Source organism: Curtobacterium sp. 320, assembly GCF_031455235.1.
Lineage (GTDB): Bacteria > Actinomycetota > Actinomycetes > Actinomycetales > Microbacteriaceae > Curtobacterium.
Genome location: NZ_JAVDSI010000011.1, coordinates 1 through 11869, shown reverse-complemented (window position 1 = coordinate 11869; position 11869 = coordinate 1). Strand labels below are relative to the sequence as shown.

Annotated in this window: 12 protein-coding genes; 5 read left to right on the top strand and 7 right to left on the bottom strand. The window is 72.9% G+C overall.

What is annotated here, in order from left to right:
* Positions 1-15: 15 nt before the first annotated feature.
* From J2X60_RS14175 to J2X60_RS14160, 4 genes are all read right to left on the bottom strand, one after another.
* Positions 16-279, bottom strand: coding sequence for a hypothetical protein (locus J2X60_RS14175; RefSeq protein WP_070417166.1), 264 nt, complete (start codon positions 277-279; stop codon positions 16-18).
* Positions 276-935, bottom strand: a complete 660-nt coding sequence (locus tag J2X60_RS14170) for a DUF308 domain-containing protein (protein WP_309888345.1) — start codon at positions 933-935, stop codon at positions 276-278. The genes J2X60_RS14175 and J2X60_RS14170 overlap by 4 nt, the downstream gene beginning before the upstream one ends.
* Before the next feature lie 100 nt (positions 936-1035).
* Positions 1036-3006 carry a lectin-like domain-containing protein gene (locus J2X60_RS14165; protein ID WP_309888343.1) on the bottom strand — a complete coding sequence of 657 codons (1971 nt, stop codon included), beginning with the start codon at positions 3004-3006 and terminating at the stop codon, positions 1036-1038.
* 98 nt (positions 3007-3104) lie between these two features.
* Positions 3105-4742: an alpha-amylase family glycosyl hydrolase gene (locus tag J2X60_RS14160; RefSeq protein ID WP_309888341.1), complete on the bottom strand. Its 1638-nt coding sequence runs from the start codon at positions 4740-4742 to the stop codon at positions 3105-3107.
* A gap of 103 nt (positions 4743-4845) precedes the next feature.
* On the opposite strand from J2X60_RS14160, the gene J2X60_RS14155 reads away from it, so the two are divergent.
* The 5 genes from J2X60_RS14155 to J2X60_RS14135 all read left to right on the top strand — a co-directional run bounded on the left by J2X60_RS14155 (position 4846) and on the right by J2X60_RS14135 (position 8666).
* Positions 4846-5403 (top strand): NAD(P)H-dependent oxidoreductase, encoded by a 558-nt coding sequence (locus J2X60_RS14155; RefSeq protein WP_309888339.1) that lies wholly within the window; start codon positions 4846-4848, stop codon positions 5401-5403.
* Positions 5404-5541: 138 nt separating this feature from the next.
* Positions 5542-6054, top strand: coding sequence for a MarR family winged helix-turn-helix transcriptional regulator (locus J2X60_RS14150; protein ID WP_070417171.1), 513 nt, complete (start codon positions 5542-5544; stop codon positions 6052-6054).
* Positions 6055-6146: 92 nt separating this feature from the next.
* Positions 6147-6653 carry a Dps family protein gene (locus tag J2X60_RS14145; protein WP_144756919.1) on the top strand — a complete coding sequence of 169 codons (507 nt, stop codon included), beginning with the start codon at positions 6147-6149 and terminating at the stop codon, positions 6651-6653.
* Between the two features lie 10 nt (positions 6654-6663).
* Positions 6664-7464: an SDR family oxidoreductase gene (locus J2X60_RS14140; protein ID WP_309888336.1), complete on the top strand. Its 801-nt coding sequence runs from the start codon at positions 6664-6666 to the stop codon at positions 7462-7464.
* A gap of 8 nt (positions 7465-7472) precedes the next feature.
* Positions 7473-8666 (top strand): FAD/NAD(P)-binding oxidoreductase, encoded by a 1194-nt coding sequence (locus tag J2X60_RS14135; protein ID WP_309888334.1) that lies wholly within the window; start codon positions 7473-7475, stop codon positions 8664-8666.
* Positions 8667-8758: 92 nt separating this feature from the next.
* Here J2X60_RS14135 and J2X60_RS14130 read toward each other — a convergent pair whose 3' ends face one another.
* From J2X60_RS14130 to J2X60_RS14120, 3 genes are all read right to left on the bottom strand, one after another.
* Positions 8759-9838, bottom strand: a complete 1080-nt coding sequence (locus J2X60_RS14130; RefSeq protein WP_309888332.1) for an alpha/beta fold hydrolase — start codon at positions 9836-9838, stop codon at positions 8759-8761.
* Between the two features lie 89 nt (positions 9839-9927).
* Positions 9928-10803, bottom strand: a complete 876-nt coding sequence (locus J2X60_RS14125; RefSeq protein WP_092384822.1) for an SMP-30/gluconolactonase/LRE family protein — start codon at positions 10801-10803, stop codon at positions 9928-9930.
* Positions 10804-10851: 48 nt separating this feature from the next.
* The gene (locus J2X60_RS14120) at positions 10852-11685 is read right to left on the bottom strand and encodes a DUF1206 domain-containing protein (RefSeq protein WP_309778134.1); all 834 of its coding nucleotides are present in this window, start codon (positions 11683-11685) and stop codon (positions 10852-10854) included.
* Between the last annotated feature and the right edge of the window lie 184 nt (positions 11686-11869).

Sequence of the window (11869 nt, the reverse complement as noted above, 5' to 3'; positions counted from 1 at the left end):
GGGGCGGCCTCCGACTCAGTGGAAGTCGTTGCCGTCTCCTTCGCCCGGGGTCTTGTGACCACCGAGCATGTCGTTGTCGTCCTGGTCGCTCGTCGACGCGAGCTGCAGCATCGCGAGGACGACCACGACGACGATGAACGCGATGCCGAGGAAGATCGCGGCGAGCTGGAGCTCACGCGTGGCGAGCAGCACGACGAGCCCGGTGAAGACCGCGACGATCGCGGAGATCCCGAGGAGCTCGACCGGGCGCAGGCGGTCGCGACGGCTGGGGGTGGTCATGCGTGTGGTGCTCCGTCCGGGGTTGCGGCCGGGGCCGCCGTTCCCCACTTGTGCGAGAGGCCGGCGATCACGTGGAAGACCGCGGTGATGGCGAGGTAGGCGCCGAGCAGGCCGACGAGGACGATCGAGGCGTCCAGCGTGCCGGTGACCCGCTCGACACCGCCGAGCTCCTGCGAGTAGTCGGGCGGCGTCACCAGGAAGGCGATGGCGAGCAGCAGCGTCAGGCCGCCGACGGTCGTCCAGTCGCGGGCGAAGGGCGAACGCCCACGGGCGCGGAGCCCCTGCGTCAGCTCGAGCGCCCCGGTGAGGACGGCGAAGGCGACGACGACCGCGATGAACGCCGGCAGGCCGAGGCCGTTGCACGCGAACGCGGCGACCGCGGCGACGAGGGTGATCACCGCCTGCAGGAGGGTCGTCCGGCGCGACCGTCCGTCCGCCGGGAGCCGCGTCGTCCCCGCGAGCAGCAGCACGAGTCCGTCCACCGCCGCGAACCCACCGAACAGCAGCAGGCCGTAGCCCGCGGCGTGGTTGGACGAGAAGGTGATGACGATGGCCACGATCGCGGCTGGCACGGCCCGGAGGACGGGGATCGGCCAGTACCGCGCGCGCTGGCCGGAGTCGTCCACGGAGTCGGACACGAGACCTCTTTCGGGCATGCGGATCGTGGTTCGATCCTACCGCCGCACGGTGCAGCGGCCGACCGCGCGGGGCGATCGGCCGCTGAGGATGCTCGAACCAGCAGGCGTCAGCGAGGGGTCAGCGGGGCGTCGACCCGACCTCGTCCTCCGCCGCACGTCGGCGTGCACGCCGCCGCGCCAGCCACCAGCACGTCGCCCCGGCCGCCACACCGACGGCGGCCACCGCCGCGACCATGCCGAGGTCCTCCGTGCCGGTGTAGGCGAGCGCTCCGGTCCGGGTCGGCCCGGCGTCCCCGCCGTCTCCACCGTCCCCGGCGGGACGGGCCCCGCGGCCGTCGGGCGTCCGGTCGCGCGGGCCCGGGTCAGTGTCCCCGCCGTCACCCGGCCCGTCGGAGCCGCCGTCGCCGCCGTCACCACCGCCGTCGCCGCCGGGGACCACCACGATCCCGACGCCCGGCGAGGGGTCGCCGCCGTCCGGATCGCTCGGCGACGTCGCGGTCGCCACGTTCACCACGTCCGACCCGTCCCCGGAGTACGCCGGGTCGAGCTGCGCCCGGACTCGGAACGACACGGTCTCCCCCGCGGCGAGCGCGGCACCGGAGCGGCAGGTCACGTCCTGCCCCTCGGCCGTGCAGTCGTCCGGCGACCCGACGAACCGCATCGCGCTCGGCAGTTCGTCGACCGCCCCGACGTCCTCGGCGGTGCCCGGGCCCCGGTTGCGGGCGGTGATCGTGTACTCGACCTCGTCACCGGGCTCGACCGCGGTCGAGGGGGACACGGACTTGTCCGTCTCGACGTGCGCGTCCACCCGGGCGGCGACCGTGGTGCTCGCCGCCGAGGTGTTGTCGTCCTCGTTCGTGTCGGCGGTCCGGGGCGCCGGTCGGATCGTGGCGAGGCTCTCGAGCGTGCCCTCGGCGTCGTCGGCGGTGCGGCCGCGGATCGTCACCGTGGCCGTCCCGTCGCGCGGCAGGCCGAGATCGGTGGCGACGTCGCCGGCGCCCGACTCGGTCCCGCAGGACGACCCAGCGACCGCCGCGCAGGTCCACGTGACGTCGCGCAGGGCGTCGGGCACGTCGACCTCGAGCGCGCTCGGGTCCGACGCGTTCACGCCGGCGTTCCGAGCGGTCACCGTGTACTCGAGGTCGGCACCCGCCGGGACGCTCGGCGCGAGGTCGTGCGTGACGGCGACGTCCGTCGGCGTCCAGACGCGCAGGGCGTCGACCTCGTGCACGTTGACGTGACTGCCCGTCGCCCCCGCGAACCCGAGGCGGAGCGTGCTCGGCAGCGGTGCCTGGCCGTCGCCGTGCAGGGAGACCCGGTCGAGCACGGTCCGCATCCGGTCCCCGTCCTGCAGCCGGACGGTGACCGCGAGTTCCCCGGCGTCCCCGGGGAGCAGGGTCACGCGGACCTTCCGGAGCGTCGCCCCGGCGGTCTCCGTGCCACCGGGAGCGGGGGCCGCGCCGACCCAGCGGTAGCCGAGCACCCCGTCGCCGGAGCCGCGGATCGACACGGTGTCCGGCCGCGCCCCGGGTCCGGAGTAGTTGATCGGCGTCGAGAAGTTGCCGTAGTGGTCCACCGCGATGCCGGCGAAGCCGCCGGGGACCCCGGGCAGGTCGCAGGACAGGCCACCGCCCTGGGACGCCTCGCGCCGGCACGCGTAGCCGAGCCCGGCGCCGAACGACCCGACGCCCTGCTCGGCCGCGCCGTCCGCGAGGAAGAGCAGCAGGCCGTCGGCACCCGGGTCGTCGACGTCGCGGTACATCGCGTAGCTGAACTCGATCTCGAGCCCGAGGTCGGACGGGAACGTGTCGTGCATCGACCACGCCCCCGCCTGGTCCTTGACGTCGTCGGTCAGCCGGAGCCGACCGTCGACGATCGCCGCGTCGCCGTGCAGGGCGCCGCCGGCAGCGGTGGCGAACTGGTTCTCGTAGGGGAAGGCGAGCTCGTCGGCCGAGGAGGCGGACGGCACGAGGCCGGGTGCCGCGAGGACACCGAGCGCGGTCAGGACGGACGCGACGGCCGCGACGCGGCGGAGCCGGCGTGACCTGGCGGGCGGTCGACCGCCCGGCGGGGTGTTGGGAGCTGTCATGCCCCGATCGTCGCGACCGGAGGGTCCCCGTCAGGCGGGCGTCGGCCGATCTGTGGAACGCGTCCCCGCGCCTCCTGGCTGTGGAGGAAGAGTCGGGCTCAGCGCAGCCAGACGGTGGTCTCCCCGGGGAGCACCCCGTCGCCGAGCGGACCGGACGACACGACGACCTCGCCGGCGGGCAGCCGCACCGGCTCGGTCCCGAAGTTCGTGACGGAACGCCACCCGTCGTGCCGCGCGAACGCCACGACCCCGTCCGGCGCCTCGATCCACGCGAGGTCCTCGCCCCGCTGCAGGTCCCGTCGGGCGGCGGTCGCCGCGCGGTACAGGGAGAGGGTCGACGCGGGGTCGCCGTCCTCTGCCTCGACCGAGGACGCCCCGAAGTCGGCTGGTTGCGGCAGGTGCGGTGCGACCGCCCCGAACCCGAACGACGGCCCGGACGTCGTCCACGGGATCGGCACGCGACACCCGTCCCGCCCCTTCACGGTGTGCCCGGTGCGGATCCACTTCGGGTCCTGCAGCGCCTCGTGCGGGATCGCAGCGGCCTCCTGCAGCCCGAGCTCCTCGCCCTGGTAGACGTACGACGAACCGGGCAGCGCCAGCATCAGCAGCGTCGCCGCCCGCGCCCGCCGGAGCCCCCGTGCACGATCGAGCGACGGCGTCGTGCCGTCGGTCATGAGCCACGCATCGGTGTCCGTGCCGTCCGGCAGGCCGTACCGGGTCGCGTGCCGGACGACGTCGTGGTTCGAGAGCACCCACGTGCTCGACGCCCCGGACTGCGCCGACGCCGACAGGTTCCGCTCGATGATGCCCCGGAACGCCGCGGCCTCGAACGGCGCCTCGAGGAGGTCGAAGTTGAAGGCCTGCCCGAGCTCGGTCGGCCGGGCGTAGAGGACGCGGCGCGGCGCGGGCGCCCAGGCCTCCGCCACGGCGGCTCGCGGCGGGTCGTACTCGTCGAGCACCCGGCGCCACGCCGCGAAGATCTCGTGCACCTCGTCGCGGTCGTAGAGCGGATCGGAGCCGTCGAGCGGCAGGTGGTGCTCGTCGGACGGACGGTACGGGGTCGACAGGTCCTTCGCCAGGCCGTGCGCGACGTCCACCCGGAAGCCGTCGACCCCGCGGTCGGACCAGAAGCGCAGCGTGTCCTCGAAGTCGGCACGGACCTCCGGGTTCGACCAGTCGAGGTCCGGCTGCTCGGGCGCGAACAGGTGCAGGTACCACTGGCCGTCGGACACGCGGGTCCAGGCGCTGCCGCCGAAGTTCGACACCCAGTCGCTCGGCGGGAGCGAACCGTCGGCACCGGTACCGTCCCGGAACACGTAGCGAGCGCGCTCGGGCGAGCCGGGGCCCGCGGCGAGCGCGGCACGGAACCACGCGTGCTCGTCCGAGGTGTGGTTCGGGACGATGTCCGCGATCAGCCGGATGTCGTGCTCGTGGAGCGCACGGACCAGTGCGTCGAAGTCGTCGAGTGTGCCCAGGCGATCGTCGACGTCCCGGTAGTCGGCGACGTCGTAGCCGCCGTCCGCCAGCGGGGAGGGGAAGAACGGCGACAGCCAGACCGCGTCGACGCCGAGCGACGCCAGGTAGGGCACGCGGCTCGTCACGCCCGCGAGGTCGCCGAGCCCGTCGGCGTCCGTGTCCGCGAAGCTCCGCGGGTAGACCTGGTAGACGACGGCGTTCCGCCACCAGTCCGGGTCGGTCGTGCGGGGCGTGCTGGCCGGCGTCCGAAGCGTGCTCACGTCGCCAACGTACCGACGATCCACCGGACCGGGAATAGGGGTCCACGCGCATGCATTGGTTGTCGATGACACCTTTCCGTCACAGAACCAGTAAGGATCCCCGATGACGAACGTCCTCGCCCTCGTCGGCAGCCTCCGCGCCGAGTCCATCAACCGCAAGCTCGCCGAGGCGGCCGCGCACCACGCCCCGGAGGGCATCGAGCTGTCGACCTTCGACGGCATCGTCGACCTGCCCTTCTACAACGAGGACATCGACGGCGACACCCCGCCCGCCTCGGCCGTCGCCTTCCGCGACGCGATCGCCGCCGCCGACGCCGTCCTGCTCGTCACCCCCGAGTACAACGGCACGATCCCGGCCGTCCTGAAGAACGCGCTGGACTGGGGCTCGCGTCCGTTCGGCGCCTCGCCGCTGTCCGGCAAGCCGCTCGCCGTCATCGGCTCGGCCTTCGGCCAGTTCGGCGGCGTCTGGGCCCACGACGACGCCCGCAAGGTCGCCGGGATCGCCGGCGCGAAGGTCCTCGAGGACGTCAAGGTCGCCATCCCGCAGTCGGTGGTCCGGTTCGCCGAGACCCACCCGCGCGAGGACGCCGAGGTCACCACGCTCGTCCAGGGCGCCCTCACCGCGCTCGCCGAGGCGACCGAGGAGCAGGCCGCAGCCTGACGACGTCACGCACGTGACGACGGACGGGAGGCGCGGTGCGGGCCCGCACCGCGCCTCCCATCCGTCCACGGGTGCGGGAGACCGCATCCCGTGAGATCCCTAGACGCTCTAGCAACGAGACGGGCTACCCTGAACGCCATGTCCACGCAGGAGATCACGGAAGCGTCCGGGTACTGGTTCCCCGATGACGACGCGACCCAGCGGGGCGTCACCGTCCTGAACGCCCTCCGCCGGTACCGCGCCGCCGAGACCGCGATGCGTCGACGCACCCGCGACTCGATGGGCATGGGCGAGACCGACCTGCTCGCGGTGCGCTTCCTGTTGCAGGCGCAGCGCGCCGGGCGCACCGTGAAGCCGAAGGACCTGGCGGCGTACCTCAAGATCTCGTCCGCCTCGACCACGATCCTCATCGATCGCCTCGTCAAGTCGAACCACGTCCGCCGCGACCCGCACCCGACCGACCGCCGCGCCCTCGTGATCACCCCGACCACCGAGACCGACGAAGAGGTCCGCGCGACCCTCGGCATCATGCACCGCCGGATGATGGGCATCGCCGAGGGACTCTCCCCCGAGGACGCCCGCGTCGTCGCCGTGTTCCTCGAGCAGATGCGCTCCGCCGTCGACCAGGTCGACCCCGCCGTCACGCACTGATCGGACCACGGGGGACGCGTCCTCTGAGCGGACGTCCTGCCGCACCGCGTAGACCGGTGTGGTACCGGCCACCAACGCGGAAGGAACCGATCATGCACGCATCGGACAAGCTCGCCAAGAACCTCCAGGCGGTCCTCGTGGACCTCATCGACCTGCACGTCCAGGGCAAGCAGGCCCACTGGAACATCCTCGGGACCAACTTCCGGGACCTCCACCTCCAGCTCGACGAGATCGTCGACGCCGCCCGTGAGTTCGCCGACGACACCGCCGAGCGCATGCGCGCCCTGTACGCGGTCCCGGACGGCCGCTCGAGCACCGTCGCGGCGTCGAGCCACCTCGACCAGTTCCCCGAGGGCGAGATCACCACGCACGACGCCATCGACCAGGTGACGCTCCGCCTCTACCAGGCGACCGGCACCATGCGCGACGTCCACGACGAGGTCGACGAGGAAGACCCGACGACGGCCGACCTGCTGCACGGCTTCATCGAGCGCCTCGAGCAGCTCGCGTGGATGGTCTCGGCCGAGAACCGCGCACCGAGCACCCCGCTCGCCTCGGCCACCACGCCCGCGGTCGCGGACGCCTCGGCGCACGCGTAGCGGCCACCAGGTGGACCTCGGGATCCAGGGCAAGACCGCCCTGGTCTTCGGCGCGGACTCCGGCATCGGCTGGAACACGGCTCGCATCCTCCTCGCGGAGGGTGCGACCGTGGTCGTGTCGGACCTCGACCAGTCGCAGCTCGACAACAGCGCCGACCAGCTCGAGGCGCCGCACGGCAGGCTGCACGCCTTCGCCGCGGACGTCACGAGCGCCGCGAGCCTGGCCGACCTGCACACCAGGGTGCGCGACGCCGTCGGCGAGATCGACATCCTCGTGCAGTCCTCCGGCGTCACGGGCGCCCAGGGCCTGTTCCACGAGATCGACGAACAGGGATGGCTCGACACCATCGACGTCGACCTGATGGGGCCGGTGCGGATCACGCGTGAGTTCATCGGCGACCTGCGCCAGGGCGGCTGGGGTCGCATCGTCTACCTCGTGTCCGAGGACGCGTCGCAGCCGTACGACGACGAGCTCCCCTACTGCGCGGCCAAGGCCGGGGTGCTGTCCTTCGCGAAGGGCCTCTCCCGCACCTACGCGAAGGAGGGCCTGCTCGTGAACACCGTGTCGCCGGCGTTCATCCACACGCCGATGACCGACGCGATGATGAAGAAGCGTGCCGAGGAGACCGGCCAGACCTTCGACGAGGCGATCGCGTCGTTCCTCGACGACGAGCGCCCGTACATGGAGCTGCAGCGTCGCGGCGAGCCGGAGGAGGTCGCGAACGTCATCGCGTTCCTCTGCTCCGACCTCGCCAGCTTCGTGAACGGCTCGAACTACCGGGTCGACTCCGGCTCGGTCGCAACGATCTAGGAGACGCCATGACCGACTTCCGCTACCTCGTCGTCGGCGGCGGGATGGTCGCCGACGCCGCTGCCCGCGGTGTCCGCGAACTCGATGCCGACGGCTCGATCGGCATCATCAGCGAGGACGTCGACCGGCCGTACGCCCGGCCGGCGCTCTCGAAGAAGCTGTGGACCGACCCGGACTTCAGCTGGGACGAGAAGGTCGACCTCCACACCGAGGAGACCGGCGCGACGTTCGTGCTCGGGACCGCCGTGACGGCGATCGACCGCGCGGCGAAGACCGTCACGACCTCGGACGGGCAGACCCACGGCTACGAGCGACTGCTCCTCGCGACCGGCGGCAAGCCTCGCGGGCTCCCCGGGCTGTCGCCGTCCGACCGGGTGCTCGACTACCGGAGCGCCACCGACTACCGACGCCTCCGCGAGCTCGCCGACGCCGGGGCCCACGTGGCCGTCGTCGGTGGCGGGTACATCGGCACCGAGATCGCGGCCGGCGTCGTGCAGAACGGCGCCCGGGTGACGCTCGTCGACCCGGACGAGGTCGTCGGCGGCCGGATGTTCCCGGCGGACCTCGCCCGGGCGTTCCAGCAGCGCTTCGTCGACCACGGCGTGGAGCTCCGGCTCGGGCGCCGGGTGGACCACGGGTCCGAGCACGAGGGTGGCGTCACGCTGACCCTCGACGACGGGTCCGAGGTGACCGCCGACGCGGTCGTGGTCGGACTCGGCATCGAACCGGCGACCCGGCTCGCCGCCGACGCCGGGCTCACCGTCCGGGACGGCATCGTCGTCTCCTCGACGCTCCTCACCGACGACGACTCGGTGTTCGCCGCCGGCGACGTCGCCGAGTACCCCGACCGGATCCTCGGCACGCGCCGGGTCGAGCACGTCGACAACGCGCAGCAGCAGGGCCGGCAGGCGGGGCGCAACCTCGCCGACGCCGACGAGACCTACGACCACACGCCGATGTTCTACTCCGACGTCTTCGACATGGGGTACGAGGCGGTCGGGCAGGTCACCACGAAGCTGCGCACGGTCGAGGACTGGCAGGACCCGACCGTCACCGGTGTCGTCTACTACCTCGACGACGACGACCTCGTGCGCGGCGTCCTGCTCTGGAACGTCTGGGACAAGACCGACGAGGCCCGCAAGGTCCTCGCCGAGGCCCACGCGCTCACGCCGGACATGCTGATCGGGCGCATCACGCCGTAGCGTCGCGTCCACCCTGGAGGCGCGGTGCCGGTCCACGAGACCGGCACCGCGCCTCCAGTCGGTCGCGTCCGTCCGCGGGCCGATCCGCGGGATCAGCCCGCCTTGCGGGTCTCCGGAGCCACCTCGTCGACGATCTCGCGGCGATCCGCCGGGTCGACCGGCAGGTCGTCGCCGTCCGCCATCGCGACCGCGTGCGCGGACTTCGCCGCCTCGAGCGTCTCGTCGTCGTTCTTCGCCATGCCGAGCAGTTCGACGAAGCGCGACTTGACGAGCATCCAGGCCTCGCGCGGGCCGAGCCGGGACAGGTCCGACGCCGTCGAGTCGTCGCGGACGCGCTGCAGCGAGGACACGCCGCGGTCGGGGAGCCGGCCGGCGACGTGGTCCACCGCGAGCCGTGCCACCGCGTCCGCCTGTGCGTGCATCACCGAGTGCGCGCCGTCGACGACCTCACGCAGCACCGCGTACGGGAACACCCGGGCGAGCCGACGCACCCAGTCCCGCGGGACCATCGCGTCGTGCTCCCCGCGCACGATGAGCGTCCGTGCCTGCACGCGGGCGGCGCGCTCCTCGATCGGGAAGGCGATCATCCGCGGCAGCACCTTCGAGAACCAGTGCCAGCCGCACAGGGCGTACGCCGTGATGCCGTGCCAGCGGACGGCCGCCGGCTCGTGCAGCGTGGACCGGAGGAACCGGAACGCCGACTGCCGGACCGTGCGCGCGTGCGAGTCGACGACCGGGCTGATGAGCACCAGGTCGGAGATGTCCGGACGACGCGCTGCCACCTCGGTCACGACCTGGGTGCCCATCGAGTGACCGACGAGCACCGGGTCGACGAGCCGGAGGTCGTCGATGACCTTCTCGACCGCGTCGGCGTACCGCTCGATCGAGACCTTCCCGCGGAAGCGCGGGACACCGGCGAAGCCGGGCAGGTCGAGGGCGTGCACGGGGCCGTTCTCGTTGAGGTGCGGGGCGAGCCGCTCGTAGTACGTGGCGGCGATGCCGAGCCCCGCGACGAGCAGGAAGGCGCGGTCGCCGGGTTCGCCGACGGAGCTGACGCGCACGTACGTGCCGTCGACGGCGACCCGGTCGACCTCGACCGTGACGTCGGCGTTCTCGGCCTCGTCCAGTCGCTTCGCGGGGTCCGGTGTCGCGTCCGTGTGCTCGTCGTCCACTTCGGTCTCCTCGGGTCGGGCGTCGCTCCTCGGTTCGGGCGATCGCCCAGGATACCCGCGGTGCCCCCGATCCCGCCGTCGGCGCCCCGTCAGCCGCTGAAGGTGTTCGCGGGGAACCCGTGCACCCGCGTCGGCACCGCGAGGACAGCACCGGAGTGCGGGTGCGCGACGAGCTGCTCCTCGGTGAGGTTCTCCCGCGCCGAGGCGACGAACAGCGTCGACATGTCCGGGCCGCCGAACGCCACCGACGTCACGTTCGGCACCGGGAGCTCGACGGTCTCGAGGTGCGATCCGTCCGGACCGTACCGCTCGACCCGACCGCCGCCGTAGACCGCGCTCCACGAGCAGCCCTCGTCGTCGCGGACCAGCCCGTCGTGCGCGGACCCGACGACGAACGGCTCGAGCTCGCCGAGCTCCCCGTCGGGGCCGTACGACCCGCGGTAGATCGTCGACGCGCTCGTGTCTGTGACGTACATGACCGTGCCGTCCTCCGACCACTCGATGCCGTTCGTCACGCCGAAGCCGCCGCGGAGGAGTCTCGTGGTGCCGTCCGGCTCGATCGAGTACAGGGCACCGTCCGGCTCCCCCGTGGTGAGGTTCATGCTGCCCACGAGGAACCGGCCGAACGGGTCGCACTTGCCCTCGTTGAACCGGAGGCCGGCCGTGGCGTGCTCGACCCGGGCGATCTCACGCTCGACGACGCCCTGTGCGTCCGTCACGACGACGGAGTCGCCGAGGGCCGCGACGAAGCCACCGCCCGCGCGGGGCTGGAAGCTCGCCAGCGGGGGCGGCAGCTGCACGGTGGACGTGGTCGTGCCGTGGGCGTCCGCGGTGGTGAGGGTGCCGAGGGTGATGTCGACCCACCGCAGCTCGTTCGTCCCGGGGTCCCACACGATGCTCTCCGCGAGGACGGCCCCGGCGTCGGAGAAGACGGTCACGGGTCCGGTCGTCGCGCTGCTGCTCATGACACCGGTCTACCGGTGCCGCCTCCGTGCGCGTCCACCGTGTCCGTGTCAGAGGCGAGCGTAGCGGGCGCGGAAGAAGCTGTAGACGCCGAAGGCCACGAACCCGATGCCGACGGCGACGAGCACGACCGCCCCGCCCGGCATCGAGCGGAGGGCGTCGAACGCCCCGTCCAGTCCGGTCGCCTGGTCGGGGTCGCTCCGGAAGGCAGCGACCGCGATGAGCACGCCGACGACCACCACGGCGATCCCCTTCAGCACGTACCCCACGACGCCGAGCACGGTGACGACGCGTTCGAGCGGCTGGCGCGGGCGCACGAGCTGCTTCCAGAACGAGCGGCGGCAGCCGATCACCACGAGGCCGACGCCGATCGCGACGGCCACCGCGGCGACGAGCAGCAGGAGGAACACGCCGCCGGGCGTCGCGAGCGCCTTCGCGGCAGCACTCCGCGAGGACCCGCTCGAACTCGTGCCGGCTCCGACCGCGTAGGACGCCGCGGAGTACGCGATGACCCCGTAGACCACGGCCTTCCCGACGTTCTTCAAGCGGTTGCCCCAGGCGCGGGCGCTGTCCGTCCTCCCACCGACCACGGCTTCGAGCACCAGCCGGATCGTCAGCGCAGCACAACCGACGGCCATGACCCAGAGCAGGACGACCCCGCCGGGGACCGCGGCGAGCTGCTGCAGCGCACCCGACTGGTCGGTCTCGCTGCCCGACGACGCGTTGCCGACGCCGAGCAGGATCGCCAGGTAGCCGATCAGCAGGTGCACGATGCCGCTGCCGACGAACCCGGCGCGCGCCGTCAGCTCGAACCACCGGCTGTCGGCCACGCGCTTCGCTCCACGACCGGTCTTCCGGGCCGCCTGTTCCGCCTGTTCACTCACGCCATCGAGCGTGCCCGACGGAACGGGCCGTGTCCGGCACGGGCGGTGACACCCGGCCATCTGGCAGACGGGAGGCGCGGGGGGGGGCCGCCCCCCCCCCCCCCCCCCGCCGGGGGGGGGGGGGGGGGGGCCCCCCCCAGTTGGGCCCAGCCCCCCGCGGGGGGGGGGGGCCAAACGACCCCAC